Source organism: Achromobacter sp. 1011791174 (assembly GCF_059760925.1).
The window spans coordinates 1-15,567 of the sequence record NZ_JCBANH010000128.1 but is presented as its reverse complement, the minus strand read 5'-3'; the positions used below and the strand labels follow the sequence as shown (position 1 = coordinate 15,567).

Below are 15,567 nucleotides of genomic sequence, written 5' to 3'. Positions count from 1 at the left end.
CGCGGGCGCGGCTGCGCGCCGCGCCGGCCTGATGTGCAAAGCGCTGCTGGAATTTTTCATGCGCGGCAGTGTAGCAATACCGCCGCGTCCGCGCGCCGGGCCAGCGCGCTAACGCCGCACGCGCTCGTAAGCCTGGTTCATGCGTTCGCGGGCCGCCGTTTCATGCGCATAGGCGCGGTCATAGCTTTCCAGGCAACCCATCGTGGGGTTGGGCCATTTGATCGCGGCGATCGCGGCGGTGAGTTCGTCGCGCGCGCGCTGCCATTCCTTGACCGCTGCATACCATTCCTTGGCGGTGTCCATAGAACGTCTCCCCTATGTGCACAGCCCCATCGTATTCCTGCGCAACGCGTTTGCATCTAGGTAATTCGCACTAGCTCGCCCCGCTTGCGGCATGCCTGCCACAACCTGCTTTCGACCGCTCCGATTCCCGAGAGGGTTAACCCGGAACATGCCGCCCGCCCCGGCATCCGGTCACGGAACCCGGGGCGCAAACGCATGTCGAACCACGCGATTCCAACGGTCACATCACGTTGTGACGCATATTGACGTCAACCCGTACTGACTCGCGGCCCCGGCAAATGCTACTGTTCCGCCTATGCAAGGAGTTCATGCAATGGATCAGAAAACCAAGCCCTGGGCTTTTCCCAAGCCTCACCCGGAAAACACCCCTCGCGGCGAACGCAACAAGCAAGAGTTCGATGTTGCGCCAGACACCCGGAAACCCGCGCCCAAGGCGCGTCTGAAGGAAAGCGCCCAGCGCGCAGGCAGCGCACGCTCATAGTCCGCGCACGTCACCACGCCAGCCGCGCCGGCCGCGGCATCCGCAGTCCTGGATCCCATCCGCCACGGCGCCCCGCCGTCCGGCAAGCTCCACGTACAAGGCCCCCTCTTCCTTCTTCCGACGCGCGCCTGCGCGCTCGCCCCATCGCCGAAAACAAGGGGAACTCAGTATTCGCCCGGGGCCAGCCGGTCCGCCAGATAGCCCTGCGCGTCCGGCGCGGCCCGCATCATGTTGCGCACCCAGGCATCGCGCTCATGCCCGATCACGGCAAGCTCCCAGACGCAGGCCAGGAACGGCGCCTGCACCGTCTTGAAATCTGCCTGGCTGGACAGCGGCGCGGACAGCAGTTTCTGGCAGACGATGCCGCCGGCGCGCCACCAGTCGACCAGCAGCCACACCGCCTCCTCGCCAACATGCGCGATGCAATAGCCCAGGCCATGGAAACCCGCGTCGCGCTCGACCTCTTGCAGCACGCCGAACGCCTTGCGGCGGGCCGCCGCCGCGATCTCGGCCGGCAGGATCGGCACGGCGGCATCGCGGTCTCGATGGATGGCGTAGGCCTTCAGGGCCGCGCCCGCCTCTTCCCAGACGCCGACGCAGGCCATGCGGCGCGGCACATAGATCTCGGGCGCGGGCGGCGTCCAGGAAGACGCGGCGGCGGATTGCGTGCTCATGCAAAGCTCCTGTCTGGATGGCCTGGCGTTCAGGCGATGAAACCGGCCGCGCGGAACACGCGGTCGTAGATGTCGCGCACCACGTCCTGCTTGCGCTGGTTGTACTGCGTCATGTCCTGCGTATCGTTGGCCGCGCCCTGCTTGGCCTGTGCATACCGCTGCCGGTCCTCGGCGCTGCCGCGCAGCCAGTCGCGGAACATGCGATGGCGGATCGCCTCGGGGCAGTCAGGGCCGAACACGTGCAGGTTCACGCGCGGCGAGGCCAGTTGCAGGCAGCGGTGCTGGTGCCAGGACGGCTCGCGCACGCGCAGCTCGTAGCCCAGGCTCTCCAGGGCCGGCACGTACAGGTCCTCGCGCGTGGGGTCGGCCACGGCCACGTCGATATCGATGACCGGCTTGGCCGGCAGGCCCGGCACCGAGGTGGAGCCGATGTGCTGGATGTCCAGCGCGACCGGGCCCAGCGCGCGGCGCAGGTCGGCCGCCAGCCCGTCATAGCGCGCCGGCCATTCCGGGTCATAGGCCACGATGGCGATGGATTCCGGCGCGGGCTTGCCGCGGACCCAGGGGTTCTCGTCCGGGTCGGAATCATAGTGGCGCATGATGGCTTCGGGGGTGGGCATGGGCATCGCGAACTCCTGGGAAGCACGCCAGCATACCCGAGCCCAGCCGCCCGTCAGGCGCGCATCAGCCCCTGGTGTGCTCCCGCGCGGGCTGCACGCGGCGCCAGCCCGCGGTTTCGTCACGCTTGTCGTGGGTGTACTCCCACTCCGTATCGCAACGCGCGCAGACGAACAGCTCCTGGCGCGCGCCCTTGCGAGCCGCCTCCATGCTGCGCACTTCGCCCAGGCTGACCAGGTGTGGATGGCCCGCCGCGCCGCGCTTGTCGGGTTCGATCGCCGAGCAATCATTGCAGGTTGCCATGCTCCACTCCTTTCATTTTTCTTTCATTGAGAGGACATGCTAGGAAATCGAAGCGGGACGATGTTCAGCAATTCTCACCAAAAAGTGAACGGCGTCCACCCCAATTCGCCTGGCCCCGCTCGGGGTTTCTTGCCATCGAGGCCCCCTCCATGACGCCACGGCATGCTTGTGCTAGCGTAGTCTCCCCTCAATTCCCGCTACCCACCCGCCATGGCCCTGTTCAACCTGGCCGATGCCGCCGACCGCCTTCCCCACGCATGGAAATCGGCCATCCTCGCCCGCTCCGGTGACTGCAACATCAAGATCCTGAAAATGGACCGGCAGCCCTATCCGGACGAAACGCATGACTACAACGAGGCGCTGATCGTCGTCAGCGGCATGCTGCGCCTGTCGGTCGCGGGCGAGACAATCGAGGTGAAGGCGGGCGACATGTACGTGGCGCAGGCGGGCGTGCCCCATGCGGTGTTGGAGGGCAGCCATGGGGTGCTGATGATCGTGGATCCGGTCGAGGATGAATGCTGACGACGCCATGGTGGACCCACAACAACTGAACAAGCGCATCGACCTCATGAAAAATGAGGCGCAAGCGTACATATTGGCGCAAAAGCAGGATTTCGATGCCGCTTTTTCGTCGGACAGCTGCTTGCCTCCGAAGAAGCAGAAGGACTTTGAGAAAACCCTGAGTTCAGTAGCTGATCGCCTGGTTCGATGTCACCGGCGCGCCTCAACGATCCGATTACATCAGCCGATATCTTGCTGGCTTGAGCGACATCCCGGATAAAGCGAAATATCTGGAGCATTCCGACACAGGCAAGCTGATGACTCAGCGATGGTGAAGAACCGGTCCGTCGATATCGACCCCACGCACAGCTTGCGTGCGTTTCTGAGAGCCGAGCATGGCTACGCCGACATCGTCGAAAACCTGTACACGAAAGACGTTGCGCCCTTCTCTGCCCTGCTCGAACGCGCCCTGCATTACCGGGTTGGCTCGTCGATTACCGAGAACGGAGAATTCAGGACCGCTATCGCCTTTCACCTCATTCCCAGATAGAAAAAGCGATAGCGCAAGAATGGCTGGATCGCAAGACGGCTGAGGAAATGATGTGAAGCTGCGCGGCAGCTGTCCGCCGCGATTAGAATACCCGCACCCCCCAATACCGTTGGGCCATTGCACGGAATCTTCATGAAAGACGTTCGCACCTTCACATTCGCGCTCGCGGTCGTTGCCGTCATGCTTGCCCTGGCCAATCCCGCCGCGGCGGAACAGGGATGCGCAGATGGCTACAAGCCCACGCCCACGCAGAACGGCGTTGAATGCCGACCGGTTCCCGGTCTGTACAGAGGATCGGGCGCAGGGGCCGCCCCCCAGGTCCGCTGGGAGGAACGCTGGGGTGCGATCGTCATGGATGCCGCTTCCGGCATGACCGGCATCGGCGGCAGCCAGCCCACCGAGGAAGCCGCCATCCAGGCCGCCACGGCCATGTGCCAGCGCAAGGGCGGCAAGAACTGCCGCGTCGACATCACCTATTCCAATCAATGCGGCGCACTCGCCTGGGGCAGCAGCCATGCCGTCTCGGCCCGTGGGCGGACGCTGGAAATCGCGTCCAAGTTCGCCATCGACGCCTGCGAGAAAACGACCGGCAAGAAGTGCGAGGTCTTTTTCTCCGATTGCAGCTTGCCGGTGCGGGCCCAGTAGTCAGGACGCGCTTCGATCCTTCACGCTTCGATCTTTCAAGATCCCGCTCGATTTTTCTTCTTATGGCGGCGGAATAAAAAAGGCGCTTAGAGTGATCTAAGCGCCTGATTTCACTGAATTCTTGGGGTGGCTGATGGGACTCGAACCCACGACAACCGGAATCACAATCCGGGACTCTACCAACTGAGCTACAGCCACCACTGGTACTGCTTTTTTTCCTGCTTTTTTCTTCCACCGCCCCAGTGATTTTCATCACCCGGCAGCAAAGAAGCGAAATTCTAGCACAGTTTTTTCCGCGCGCGTAAGCCCTCTCCCCGACTCGCCGCAATCCGACATCTTGCTATCCTTGCGGCTGGCCCATTTTCGGGTTGGTCCATCGTGGGCCGGCCCATCTCGGAGACACGCTGACCGCCCATGGACCTGCACGCCATCCTGCTCGAATACTGGCCGCATATCGTGTTCGTCGTCAGCCTGGCGGCCGGCGCCGGCGCCGCCGTGCATGCGGCCATGACCAAGCAGGACGTGCGCTCTGCCATCGGCTGGGTGGGCCTGACGCTGCTGTCGCCGCTGTTCGGCGCGCTGATCTATGTCGTGGCGGGCATCAACCGCATCCGCAAGACGCGACTGTCGCAGCAGCGCGACGAGGCCATGCTGGAGGACGCGGCGCAGGTCGAGACCGCGCCTGTCGACGTCGCGCCGATCTCCGGCTCGCAATTCGCCTCGCTCAAGGTGCTGGGCGACCAGGTCAGCCGTTTCCGGCTGCTGGGGGGCAACGCGGTCCTGCCGCTGGCCGGCGGCGACGAAGCCTACCCGGCCATGCTGCAGGCGATCCGTGACGCCAGCCACGCGGTGGCGATGCAGAGCTATATCTTCGACAACGACCCCATCGGCCGCGAGGTGGCGCAGGCGCTGATCGAAGCGCATGAGCGCGGCGTGCAGGTACGCGTGCTGATCGACGCCATCGGCTCGCGCTATTCGCGCCCGCCCATCGTGCGCATGCTGGCGCGCGGCGGCGTGCCGGTGGCGCGCTTCATGACCAATCCGCTGGGCGTGCTGCGCATGCCCTACGCCAACCTGCGCAGCCACCGCAAGGTTCTGGTGGTGGACGGGCGGGTGGGCTTCACCGGCGGCATGAACGTGCGCGCCGCCTTCGTCACCGCGCTGTCCGGCGCGGACACCAATGCCGACACGCATTTCCGTCTGGAAGGCCCCATCGTCACGCAGCTGATGTCGGTGTTCGCGCATGACTGGAACTTCACCACGCACGAATCGCTGCCGCAGCGCCCCTGGTTCGATCCCGACGCCGCGCCCGCCGGTTCGATTCCGGTGCGCTGCGTGCCCTCGGGCCCAGACCGCGCGCTGGGCAGCACGCACAACATGCTGCTGGGCGCGCTGGCGGTGGCCCAGCGCCACGTGCGCATCCAGTCGCCCTACTTCCTGCCGGACCAGACCTTGATCGGCGCGCTGGCCACGGCGGCGCGGCGCGGCGTCGTGGTGGACATCGTGATTCCCGGCAAGAACAACCTGCGGCTGGTCGACTACGCCATGACCGCCCAGCTGGATCAGGTGGTGCGCACCGGCTGCCGCGTCTGGCGCTCGCATGGCGCCTTCGACCATTCCAAGCTGATGACGGTGGACGACGCCTGGACCTATGCCGGCTCGTCCAACCTGGACCCGCGCAGCCTGCGGCTGAACTTCGAGCTGGACACCGAGATCTACGATCCCGGCGTGTCGCACGGCCTGGGCGCGCGCATCGACGGCATCATCGGACAGGCCCGCCGCGTGACGCTGGAAGACCTGCAGCAGGCGCCCTTCGCCAAGCGCCTGCGCAACAAGGTGATCTGGCTGGCCACGCCTTATCTCTGACACGGCCCGCGCAAGCGGTCCCAACTCTCTGACGCATTCCTCGCGGGCCGTCCCGCCAAGCGCCGGCGCGCCGGCCGCGGGCCGGACGGTTCCCGCGCGCAGGCCGCGACGCTGGGAGTAAGATCTACGCCACAACAAACACCCTATAAATGGCAGGAGCAGTGGAAGATGGCGAAAGTCGGCATGGTTGGAATCGGCCTCATGGGCCATGGCATCGCGAGCAATCTGGTCAAGCATGGCCACGAACTGACGGTGCTTGAGCATCCGGGGAACCAGCCCCTGGACGCATTGAAGGCCGCGGGCGCGACCAGCTGCGCCGACGGCGCCACGCTGGCGGCGCGTTCCGACGTGATCATCCTGTGCGTCACGGGCAGCCCGCAAGTCGAGGCCGTGCTGCTGTCGCCGGGCGGCGTGCTCGAGGGCCTGCGCCCCGGCGCCGTCGTCATCGACTGCTCCACCGCGATCCCCTCGTCCACCCAGAAGGTCGCGCAAGCGGTGACCGACAAGGGCGGACGCTTCCTCGACGCGCCCATGACCCGCACGCCCAAGGAAGCCGCCGAAGGCCGGCTGAACCTGCTGGTCGGCGGCGACGCCGCGTTGTTCGCCGAATGCAGGCCGCTGCTGGCCTGCTTCGCCGAGAACATCAGCCACGCCGGCCCGGTCGGCGCCGGCCATCGCATGAAGCTGCTGCACAACTACGTGTCGCTGGGCGTGATCGCGCTGCTGTCCGAGGCCGCCGCCTGCGCGCTGCGCGCCGACATCGACCCGGCCGTGTTCGCGGACGTGCTGGGCAAGGGCGGCGGCGGCGGCGTGGCGCTGGAACGCCTCAAGCCCTATCTGCTGGAACAGGATCCCTCGTCGCTGAAGTTCTTCATGTCGAACGCGGAAAAGGACCTGTCCTACTACAACACCATGGCGCAGGAAACCGGCGCGGCGCGCGACATCGGCCAGGCCGTGCTGGACACCTATGCGCAGGCCGTCAAGCAGGGCGGCGGCGAGCGCTACGTGCCCGAGCTGGTGTCGCTGCTGCAGGAAGGCGCGGCGCGCTGACAGGAGGCGGGAACGCTCAGCCGCCCGCCGCGGCCGGCGCCAGCGGCGCGCCGCGCTGCGGCAGCCGCAGCGCGATTCCCGCCGCCAGCAGCAGCAACACGCCCGCCGCGCCGAAGGCGATCCAGTGCGTGCCATAGCGCTCGAAGGCCCAGCCGCCCAGCCATGAGCTGATCATGCCGCCCACCTGGTGTCCCAGGTAGGCCAGGCCGTACAGCAGTCCCACCAGCCGCACCCCGTACACGTCCGCCAGGATGGCCGAGGACAGCGCGATGCTGCCGGCCCAGACGATGCCGCCCACGGACGCCGCCAGGTACAGCTCCCAGTGCGTGCCCACCATCACCAGCGCGAAAAAGCCCAGGCCGCGCACGCAATAGATCACCGCCAGGATGTTGCGCCGTTCCAGCTGGTCCGACAGCCGCCCCAGCACCAGCGTGCTGAAGATCGCCACCAGGCCGATCAGGCCGATGCCCAGCGCGCTGGTGGACGCGTCGAAACCGTGGTCCATCAGCATGGGCATGCCGTGCGTGCCCAGCAGGTTCATGCTGAAGCCGCAGGCGAACAGCCCCAGTGCGATCTGCCAGAACGGCACCGAGGCCAGCGCGTCGCTCGCCTTGACGGTGGATGGCGCGCGCGCCGCCGGACGCGCCTGCGCGCCGGCGGGCCGGTCGATGATCTGGTGCGGCAGCAGGTCGGTATGCGCGGGCGCCTGGTCGCGCATCACGAACAGCGCCGAGGGCACGGTCACCAGCGCGAACAGCGCGGCGAAACCCAGCATGGTCTCGCGCCAGCCGACGGCGGCGATCGCGTAGGTGAGCAAGGGCGTCATCAACGCGATGCCGGCCATGGAGCCGGTGGACAGGAAGAACAGCGCCATGCCGCGCTGGCGCGTGAACCAGCGGCTGATGACCGGCGTCAGCGCCACCGGGCTGGTGAAGCCCAGCCCCACCGACAGCGCCACGCCGAAAGCCAGCAGGAACTCGATCGGGCCGCGCGCATTGACGGTCCAGACACAGGACGCGACCACGATGGCCGCGCCGGTCAGCAGCACGAAGCGCGTGCCGCGCGTGCCGGCCAGGTAGCCGGCCACCGGCATGGCCAGGCCGTAGCACAGCATGCCCACCGCCACGATGCCCGACAGTTCGCTGCGCGAGAATCCCAGCGTCTGGGTCATGGGCAGGAAGAAGGGCCCGATGCCCATGCGCAATCCCACGGTGAGCAGGGTCAGCACGGTGGCCGCGCCCACGATGTTCCAGCCGAAATACCAGCTCCCCGGCCCTTGCTTGTCCACTTGATCGTCTCCTCGGCGGTTTTTTCTTGTATGCCGTGGGCGCGGTCTGGCGCTTGCGTTTCAGGGCGGGCGCGCAAGGCGCCACGGACGATTCGGGCGGGAGGCCGGCGGACGGCAGTCGCGTCCGCCAAACGCGGACGGACCATATTACTCCCGGCTATATCCGTGCCGACGCGGACCGCGCGGGATCCTGTACACCCAGCGGCCACTGTGGCGGCGCGGCGTCAGCGGCGCGCCGACGCCGAGGCAACGCTCAAGCGCGCGTGGCGGCGACCAGCCTGATTTCCACCGCCAGCGCCGGCCGCGCCAGCTCGGCTACGCCCAGGATGGTCCAGGCCGGGAAATCCGCGCGCATGTAGCGCGACTTCACCTCGCGGAAATCGGACAGCTGGGCACCGACGTCCACGTGATAGGACACCATCTCGACCACGTCGGAGAAATCCAGGCCCAGGCGCCGCAGGATGGCCTCGGCGCGCTTGAAGGCCCATTCGATCTGCTCGCGCACCGTGTCCGGCACCGTGCCGTCGGGCCGCAATCCGATCTGGCCGGAGATATAGGCCATGCCCCGGGCCACCACGGCCGGCGCATATTCAAAGGCGTCGAAGACGCGATTGCCGCCGAACACGGCGTCGTCCTCGGGCAGTCGCAGGCGCACGATGGCGGTCATGGAGGTTCCTGGTAACGGAGAGTGGGCCGCCAGTGTATCGGCCCCCGCCCGGTCCCGCAGTCCAGGTTTGCCCGTAGCGGGCAAGCGCGCTAGTGTGCTGCCCCGTAGATGCGTCCGCATGACGAAATTCATCCATAGACGTCAGGGCTAGGCGCAAACCGCAGTGATACCCGTAGGGTTCGCGAGGATTTGCAACGACGCCTAGCGGCTAGGGGTGGATTTCGTGCGGGCGTATCTGCGGGACAGCACACTAGGCGCCGCCCGCCGCCGGTTCGAGCTTCAGTTGCAGCACCAGCGGCTGGCGCATGTCGGCCGGCGGCGCCTCGGCCAGCGAGCGGTTGGCCAGCACCTCGGTCAGCGCGTCGCGCACGCGGGTATCGATCAGCGTCGGAAACTCGACCCGCTCGACGCGGCCCGTGGCATCCACCCAGACCTTGGCCACCACCGGCTGCGCGGCGGCGGCCACGGCGTCGCCGGCGTCCTTCGGCCCGCCCATCAGTTCGTGCACGCGCACGACCGCCGGATTGGCGTCGTCGCCCAGCCAGGCCTGGAACTGGTTGCCCAGCAGCTGCGCATAGCTGACCCAGTGCTGCGGCACGGCGGCCGGCTGGGCGGCCACGGCGGTCGCGCCGGACAGCGCCAGGCCCATGAACGTGGCCACGGCGCGGCGCAGGCGGGCGAAACGCCCAGGCCTGGCGGACTGCGAACTGGCGGACGCGCCGCCGGAAACCGTCTGCTTCATGTCGATCTTCCTATTCCCGTTCAAACGGCGGACAGGCAGGCTCGCAACGCTCGCCCCTCATCCGCAAATAATGCCGGCCGACAGCGTCGCCGCGCGCGGCGCCTGCGCCTGCATGGCGCCCAGCTGGGGCCGGTCGCTGACCGCATGGACCGCGCCCTGCTCGCGCAGGAAACCGGTGATGCTGTCCACCGGCACCGCCTTGACCCGCGTGGCGCCCGCCTCGGGCGCGGAACCGCCGCGCCGGCTCAATGCCACCGTGCCCGACAGCCGGCCGTCCACCGCCACGCGCTCGACCACCATGCCCAGCACCAGCCCTGCCCCGCCCAACACGGGACTGCCGCTGGCGCCCGGCTTAACCGGCGAGAACAGCAGCAGCTCGGCCGCGGAACCGCCGCCGTGCGGGGCCGTCATGCCGTTGAACACGGTGCTGGCGCGCGCGGGCATGCGCTGCAATTCGCCATACGCCTCGGTGAACACAGGCCGGCCGCCGCTGCTCTCGGGCGTGGCCGCGAAGGTCGCGCTCAGATAGGGCTTGAAACCGGTATCCAGCAAGGCCAGGTCGCGCGCGTCGTCGCGCGCCACCACGGTGGCCCGGCGCACCTGCCCGTCCTTCAGCGCATAAAGGGACGCGCAGCCCGTCACCGCGTGCGCCGCAGTCAGGACCTGGCCGGCCGCGTTGATGAACAGGCCGCTGGCCTGCGACTCGAACGGCGCGCCGGCCTGGGCGGCGGCCGCGCCGGGCAGCGCCAGCAAGGCGGCCAGCATCGCGCCGCAACGCCACAAGGGCGCGCGGCATGCGCCCGGCGCCCTGGCGCCGCCGCGCGGCAATGGCCTGGCTGCATTCATCCTCGATCCCGACTGAAGCGCGCCGGGCGGACCCGGCTGAGAAATCGCGCAAATGTAGCGATAATTTGCGGCGGCTTGATGACGCTCTTGCACCCAAGGCGCCGACGCCTGACGCGGAAACGTCATCCACCGCGCCGGCGTGCGCGCCCGTGGCGTCATACCCGTGAAGTCCCGCCGGCCCATACTGCCGCGCCCACAGTCCAAGGATCCGATATGCCCAGGACGGCCTCCGCCGCCACCCTTCCCTCCACGGTCCCCCAGGCCGCCCGCCACGGGTCCGTCCGCGCCGGATCCGTGACCCGCAACAGGCCCGCGCGGTGCGCACGCGCCGGCATCCGCGCCGCCTTGGCGCTGGCGCTGGGCGCCGCGCTCGCCCTGCCCGCGCCCGCCCTCGCCGCGCTGCCCATGGCCGTCGACGGCCAGCAGCTGCCCTCGCTGGCGCCGATGCTGGAACGGGTCACGCCCGCCGTGGTGAATATTTCCGCGCAGGACGAGCCCGACCCGCAGGCGCGCATGGCCGGCGGCGGACGCCAGAACGTGGGTTCGGGCGTGATCGTGGACGCCGCGCAAGGCAACATCCTGACCAATCACCATGTGGTGCGCGGCGCCTCGGCCATCCGCGTCTCGCTGCAGGACGGCCGCAGCTTCAGCGCCAAGGTCGTGGGCAGCGACCCCGATACCGACCTGGCCGTGCTGCGCATTCCCGCCGAGAACCTGCAGGCCCTGGCGCTGTCCGATTCCAGCGATCTGCGCGTGGGCGATTTCGTGGTGGCCATCGGCGATCCCTTCGGCCTGGGGCAGTCCGCCTCGTCGGGCATCGTTTCGGCGCTGGACCGCTCGAACCTGCGCGCGGCCGGCTACCAGAACTTCATCCAGACCGACGCTTCCATCAATCCCGGCAACTCGGGCGGCGCGCTGGTCAACCTGAACGGCGAGCTGGTCGGCATCAACACCATGATCTACACGCCCTCGGGCGGCAACGTGGGCATCGGCTTCGCGATTCCGTCCAACCTGGCCGCCGAGGTCATGCGCCAGCTGCTGCAGCACGGCCAGGTGCAACGCGGCGGCCTGGGCCTGGACACGCTGGACATCACGCCGCGCAACGCCCGCCAGCTGGGCCTGGCGCCGGGCTCCAGCGGCGTGGCGGTGGCGCGCGTGGCCGACGGTTCGCCGGCGCAGCAGGCCGGTGTGCAGGCGCGCGACCAGATCGTGGCGGTGGACGGCAAGCCGGTTTCCACCAGCGCCCAGCTACGCAACGCCGAGGGCCTGTTGCCGGTGGGCAAGCAGGTGCGCCTGAGCCTGCTGCGCGGCGGTCAGCGGGTGGAGGCGACGCTGCGCATCGAGCCCGAGAAGAACGAACGCTTTCACGGCGGCTCGCTGGACGCGCGGCTCAACGGCGTGGAGTTCGCCGAGATGGCGCGCGAGCAACGACTCAAGGGCAATGACGGCGTGGTCGTCAGCGCCGCCTATCCGGACCGGGGCGCGGTCGCGGCGCGCGTGCAGCGCGGCGACATCATCATCGGCCTGAACCGGCGTCCGGTCAGCAAGCTCGCCGACCTGCGCGGCCTGCTGGCCGATACCGCCGGGCGGCCGCTGCTGCTGACGCTGATCCGGGGCCGGGCCATGTATCACCTGCAGGTGAACTGAGACCGGCGGCTATCATGGCCCGCGAGCCGGCTATCATCGCCATCCTGGCCGGCGCCACGCGGCTCGAATGACCTGCGTGGCGCCATCAGGATTGCCGTCGCCGCGCAGCTCAGACCACCGCGACGCGCGGCGGCTGCGGCCGGCTGCGCATCAGCCCGGCCAGCGTTCCCAGCGCCTGTTCCAGCTGCGCGCGATCGGCCTCGGCGCCCAGCGACACGCGGATGGCGTTGGGCGCGTCCACGCCTGCGCGAAAGGCATCGGAAGACGCCACGCTCAGCCCCTGGTCGCGCGCCGCGCGCGCCAGCGCGTTCGCCGTCCACGGCGCCGGCAGCGACAGCCATTGATGGATGCCTTCGGCCGGCGCGTCCTGCGCCATGACGGCCGCGCCCTGCAGCACGCGCCGCGCCATCAACTGGCGCGCCTGGGCCTCGGCGCGCACGCCGTCCAGGATGTCCTGGGCGGCGCCGCTGGCGATCCACTGCGCGGCCAGCGCGCTCATCAGCGGCGTGGCCATCAGCGCGAAGGAACGCATCGACGCCAGCACGTGCGCGCGGCTGTCCAGGTCCGGCGCCAGCACATAGGCGGTGCGCAGCCCCGGCGTCAGGCACTTGGCCAGCGTCGAGATGTGAAAGACCGAGGCGGGCGCCAGGCTGGCCATGGTCGGCGGCGCGGCGTCCAGGAACAGGCGATAGGGATCGTCCTCGATCACCTGCGCGCCGCAGGCGGCGGCTGCGCGCAGCAGGTCGCACCGACGCGATTCGGTCAACGTGCGGGTGGTGGGATTCTGCAGCGTGGGATTCAGGTAGACCAGGCGGCTGCCGCTTTCGCGACAGGCCCGCTCCAGGCCGGTAGGCGTCATGCCTTCGTCGTCGGTCTCGGCCACGACGACGCGGCGGCCCAGCTGTTCAGCGGCGGCCAGCAGGCCGGGATAGACCAGCGGCTCGGAAACGATGGCGTCGCCGGCCCGGCCGCAGGCCAGGATCACGGCGGCCAGCGCCGCCTGCGCTCCCGGCGTCACCAGCACATGCTCGGCGTCGGCCGGCTCGGCCGCCTCCGACAGCCACTGCGCGCCGGCCGCGCGCTCGGCGGCGCTGCCGCCGGCCAGCTGGTAGGTCATCAGCACATGCACGTCCTGGCGCTCCATGACGCGCACCAATCCCCGCCGCAGCAGCTCCTGCATATCGCAGCCCAGCGGCGGCGGCGGCAGGTTCATGCCCAGGTCCAGCACCAGCGCCGCCGGCTCGGCGCGGCGTGAAATAAAGGTGCCGGCCGCGCCGCGCGGATCCAGCAGGCCGCGCAAGCCGGCTTCGTTATAGCCCCGCGTGACCGTGGTCAGGTCGATGCCCAGACGCTGCGCCAGTCCGCGCTGCGGCGGCAGGCGGTCGCCCGGCTGAAGCCGGTTTTCCGCGACGGCCCGCTCGATCAGGTCCGCGATCTGCCGGTAGCGGGGACCGCTGCCGCGCGCCAGCCGCAAGGGCCAGATTGCATATAAATCGTCGTCTTGCATGGGTCTTTCTGCACCGAAAGTCGCAATGTATGGATGATATTGATCAATTAGTAGGGTAACAAACTTAGATTAAATACATACATTAAGACCCTTGCATGGATTTCAACCCTGCAGGCGCGATACCTTCCGCAGCCGGTCCCTGACAGGTGCACGGACTCAAGTCCGCAAGCAAGGGCTATCCCATGTCCCACTCACCCGCCCGTCGCCGCGCCGGCGGTCCTCGGGCCTCCCGCGTCCGGCCCGCTGACGCGGATGCTGGCTCTCCACAAAGGTTTGCTATAAGAATGCCTGTAGCAGCTTTTTTGTGGGACGAAGATAGTGACCATTCAAACCTTGCGCCGTTGCGGCATCGTGCTCGGCCTGGCCGCGCTGGCGTCCGGATGCTCCATGGTGGGCCTGGGCGACCGGCATTACGGCGCCACGCCAGTCACCAATGAATGCCGCTGGAATCGCAGCGGTTGTCTGTATGACGGGAAGTACGAAGCCGGCGAAAAGGAATACGCGGAAGAGGAAGCGGCGCGCCTGAACCGCCAGCAGCTGGAGCGGCTGCGCGGCCGATAGGCCAAAGACCGCGACGCATTGCCGTGCGACACGGCCGTCAGGCGACGGCGCGGCAATGCGGAATGGCTTGACGCGCATCGCGCGCTTGCTGGCGCAGTCCTGCGCCAGCGCCAACACCGTGTCTGCCTGGCCTTGTCGCAGGCCTTCCCCCAGTTCTCGTCGGAGGTTTCGGCGAAGCACAATTGAACGGCATCCGCCGGCGGTTGAGACACCTCTTCAAACACCTCGGTGATCCGCTAAGCCTGTTCCCGCTTGAGTTCAACGGAACGCGGCGAGAGCCCTCTTCAACGGCTATACCGGACCGAGACGCTGCCCGTCTCTTCCAGAAGCGCCTGAATCTCTGACTCAATTACCCCTGTCACTGCTGCGTGATCTGCGTGCCATGCCTGCTAGATTGATTGGCGACGAACGGGCTTGGCTGATCGGACACCCGGGAGCCGGACTGCCGGCGACGGTAACTCGGTCATCGTCACCCGCAACGTCCAAAGCCCTCCCGGTGGCAACACCCAGTCGGACTCCGCATGGCCACGACCTGCGCGCGGTCCGAGTGGCAAAGATTCGGACAACTCCATTGTGTATAGTTGTGTAGAATTCATGGTTACACGCATGAACAGCGCAGACCTCCTCAAGCAGCTGAAAGCCGATGGCTGGTACTTGGTTCATACCGTGGGTTCCCATCATCAGTTCAAGCACCCCACCAAGCTTGGCAAGGTCACGGTGCCGCATCCCAAGAAGGACTTGCCGATGGCGACTCAGCGCTCCATCCTCAAGCAAGCCGGCCTGCGATAAGCGGGCGGCCAGGAGAACCTCATGTTCTACCCGATCCACGTACACAAAGAAAAAGGTAGCGCCTATGGGGCCTCCTTTCCCGACTTCCCCGGCTGCTTTGCCGCAGCTGACCACTGGCAAGACCTGCCGCGCGCGGCCCAGGAAGCGGTCGAGGCGCACTTCCACGGCGAGGCCGAAACAATTCCCGCGCCGTCCGCCCCCGAAGCATGGGCCAGCCATGAGGACTTCCAGGGGGGCTACTGGATGATGGTCGATATCGATCTGTCGAAGGTCAGCACCAAGGCGGTAAGGCTCAATATCAGCTTGCCCGAGAACCTGGTCCATCGCATCGACGAGGCCGCGCAAGCCCGGCGCATGTCGCGCTCCGCATTCCTTGCCATGGCCGCAGAACATGAAATGACCACCGCCTGACATGACCTGCCGGATTTCCCCGCGCCTCCAATAGCTTGGAAAACGGCTTGGATTGAGCTGCCTGCAAACCATCTGCGACCTAGACACCCAATCGAAGAACGGCCACCGCCTTCACGCC

At 67.7% G+C, this 15,567-nt stretch carries 20 protein-coding genes and 1 tRNA gene; 10 read left to right on the top strand and 11 right to left on the bottom strand.

The features are described from left to right. Positions 1–108: 108 nt before the first annotated feature. Positions 109–303, bottom strand: coding sequence for a hypothetical protein (locus tag AC6LJ5_RS27925; RefSeq protein WP_103275557.1), 195 nt, complete (start codon positions 301–303; stop codon positions 109–111). A gap of 313 nt (positions 304–616) precedes the next feature. Here AC6LJ5_RS27925 and AC6LJ5_RS27920 point away from each other — a divergent pair, with 313 nt between their 5' ends. Further along, the gene (locus AC6LJ5_RS27920; RefSeq protein WP_392413249.1) at positions 617–784 is read left to right on the top strand and encodes a hypothetical protein; all 168 of its coding nucleotides are present in this window, start codon (positions 617–619) and stop codon (positions 782–784) included. Between the two features lie 164 nt (positions 785–948). Here the strand turns inward: AC6LJ5_RS27920 and AC6LJ5_RS27915 are convergent, their stop codons facing one another. Genes AC6LJ5_RS27915 through AC6LJ5_RS27905 form a run of 3 tightly spaced genes read right to left on the bottom strand, consistent with a single transcriptional unit; the run spans position 949 to position 2,379 of the window. Beyond that, a complete protein-coding gene (locus tag AC6LJ5_RS27915) occupies positions 949–1,458 on the bottom strand; it encodes a hypothetical protein (RefSeq protein ID WP_498142207.1) in 510 nt (169 codons plus the stop codon). Positions 1,459–1,487: 29 nt separating this feature from the next. Then, the gene (locus AC6LJ5_RS27910) at positions 1,488–2,084 is read right to left on the bottom strand and encodes a GrpB family protein (protein ID WP_498142206.1); all 597 of its coding nucleotides are present in this window, start codon (positions 2,082–2,084) and stop codon (positions 1,488–1,490) included. Between the two features lie 58 nt (positions 2,085–2,142). Continuing rightward, positions 2,143–2,379, bottom strand: coding sequence for a hypothetical protein (locus AC6LJ5_RS27905; RefSeq protein ID WP_103275558.1), 237 nt, complete (start codon positions 2,377–2,379; stop codon positions 2,143–2,145). A gap of 210 nt (positions 2,380–2,589) precedes the next feature. Between AC6LJ5_RS27905 and AC6LJ5_RS27900 the strand changes: the two genes are divergently transcribed. Together AC6LJ5_RS27900 and AC6LJ5_RS27895 are read left to right on the top strand one after the other, a co-directional pair. Then, positions 2,590–2,901: a cupin domain-containing protein gene (locus tag AC6LJ5_RS27900; protein ID WP_103275559.1), complete on the top strand. Its 312-nt coding sequence runs from the start codon at positions 2,590–2,592 to the stop codon at positions 2,899–2,901. Then, complete coding sequence (locus AC6LJ5_RS27895) at positions 2,891–3,160, top strand: hypothetical protein (RefSeq protein ID WP_498142205.1); 270 nt, start codon at positions 2,891–2,893, stop codon at positions 3,158–3,160. Before AC6LJ5_RS27900 ends, AC6LJ5_RS27895 begins: the two co-directional genes overlap by 11 nt. 42 nt (positions 3,161–3,202) lie before the next feature. Here AC6LJ5_RS27895 and AC6LJ5_RS27890 read toward each other — a convergent pair whose 3' ends face one another. Next, complete coding sequence (locus tag AC6LJ5_RS27890) at positions 3,203–3,553, bottom strand: hypothetical protein (protein ID WP_392413258.1); 351 nt, start codon at positions 3,551–3,553, stop codon at positions 3,203–3,205. 9 nt (positions 3,554–3,562) lie between these two features. Between AC6LJ5_RS27890 and AC6LJ5_RS27885 the strand changes: the two genes are divergently transcribed. Next, a complete protein-coding gene (locus AC6LJ5_RS27885; protein WP_103275560.1) occupies positions 3,563–4,075 on the top strand; it encodes a DUF4189 domain-containing protein in 513 nt (170 codons plus the stop codon). Between the two features lie 122 nt (positions 4,076–4,197). Here AC6LJ5_RS27885 and AC6LJ5_RS27880 read toward each other — a convergent pair. Beyond that, a tRNA-His gene (locus tag AC6LJ5_RS27880) sits at positions 4,198–4,273 on the bottom strand. A 216-nt stretch (positions 4,274–4,489) separates the two neighbouring features. Here AC6LJ5_RS27880 and AC6LJ5_RS27875 point away from each other — a divergent pair. Both AC6LJ5_RS27875 and AC6LJ5_RS27870 read left to right on the top strand, forming a co-directional pair. Next, complete coding sequence (locus tag AC6LJ5_RS27875) at positions 4,490–5,941, top strand: phospholipase D-like domain-containing protein (RefSeq protein ID WP_498142204.1); 1,452 nt, start codon at positions 4,490–4,492, stop codon at positions 5,939–5,941. Positions 5,942–6,109: 168 nt separating this feature from the next. Continuing rightward, on the top strand, positions 6,110–6,991 hold the full coding sequence (locus tag AC6LJ5_RS27870) for an NAD(P)-dependent oxidoreductase (RefSeq protein ID WP_392413260.1): 882 nt from the start codon (positions 6,110–6,112) through the stop codon (positions 6,989–6,991). Positions 6,992–7,007: 16 nt separating this feature from the next. On the opposite strand, the gene AC6LJ5_RS27865 is transcribed toward AC6LJ5_RS27870, so the two are convergent. From AC6LJ5_RS27865 to AC6LJ5_RS27850, 4 genes are all read right to left on the bottom strand, one after another. Then, on the bottom strand, positions 7,008–8,279 hold the full coding sequence (locus AC6LJ5_RS27865) for an MFS transporter (protein WP_498142203.1): 1,272 nt from the start codon (positions 8,277–8,279) through the stop codon (positions 7,008–7,010). A gap of 253 nt (positions 8,280–8,532) precedes the next feature. After that, entirely contained in the window at positions 8,533–8,946 is a 414-nt protein-coding gene (locus AC6LJ5_RS27860; protein ID WP_212322322.1) for a RidA family protein, read from the bottom strand. A 250-nt stretch (positions 8,947–9,196) separates the two neighbouring features. Continuing rightward, entirely contained in the window at positions 9,197–9,688 is a 492-nt protein-coding gene (locus AC6LJ5_RS27855) for a hypothetical protein (RefSeq protein ID WP_103275565.1), read from the bottom strand. A gap of 57 nt (positions 9,689–9,745) precedes the next feature. Then, positions 9,746–10,534, bottom strand: coding sequence for a S1 family peptidase (locus tag AC6LJ5_RS27850; protein WP_498142202.1), 789 nt, complete (start codon positions 10,532–10,534; stop codon positions 9,746–9,748). A gap of 294 nt (positions 10,535–10,828) precedes the next feature. Between AC6LJ5_RS27850 and AC6LJ5_RS27845 the strand changes: the two genes are divergently transcribed. After that, complete coding sequence (locus tag AC6LJ5_RS27845; RefSeq protein ID WP_392413266.1) at positions 10,829–12,181, top strand: trypsin-like peptidase domain-containing protein; 1,353 nt, start codon at positions 10,829–10,831, stop codon at positions 12,179–12,181. Positions 12,182–12,290: 109 nt separating this feature from the next. On the opposite strand, the gene AC6LJ5_RS27840 is transcribed toward AC6LJ5_RS27845, so the two are convergent. Beyond that, positions 12,291–13,688, bottom strand: coding sequence for an aminotransferase-like domain-containing protein (locus AC6LJ5_RS27840; RefSeq protein ID WP_103275568.1), 1,398 nt, complete (start codon positions 13,686–13,688; stop codon positions 12,291–12,293). Positions 13,689–14,006: 318 nt separating this feature from the next. Here AC6LJ5_RS27840 and AC6LJ5_RS27835 point away from each other — a divergent pair, with 318 nt between their 5' ends. The 3 genes from AC6LJ5_RS27835 to AC6LJ5_RS27825 all read left to right on the top strand — a co-directional run bounded on the left by AC6LJ5_RS27835 (position 14,007) and on the right by AC6LJ5_RS27825 (position 15,449). Then, positions 14,007–14,249: a hypothetical protein gene (locus AC6LJ5_RS27835; protein ID WP_103275569.1), complete on the top strand. Its 243-nt coding sequence runs from the start codon at positions 14,007–14,009 to the stop codon at positions 14,247–14,249. Between the two features lie 606 nt (positions 14,250–14,855). Next, a complete protein-coding gene (locus AC6LJ5_RS27830; RefSeq protein WP_392413272.1) occupies positions 14,856–15,038 on the top strand; it encodes a type II toxin-antitoxin system HicA family toxin in 183 nt (60 codons plus the stop codon). Positions 15,039–15,059: 21 nt separating this feature from the next. Further along, positions 15,060–15,449, top strand: coding sequence for a type II toxin-antitoxin system HicB family antitoxin (locus tag AC6LJ5_RS27825; protein ID WP_498142201.1), 390 nt, complete (start codon positions 15,060–15,062; stop codon positions 15,447–15,449). Positions 15,450–15,567: the final 118 nt, after the last annotated feature.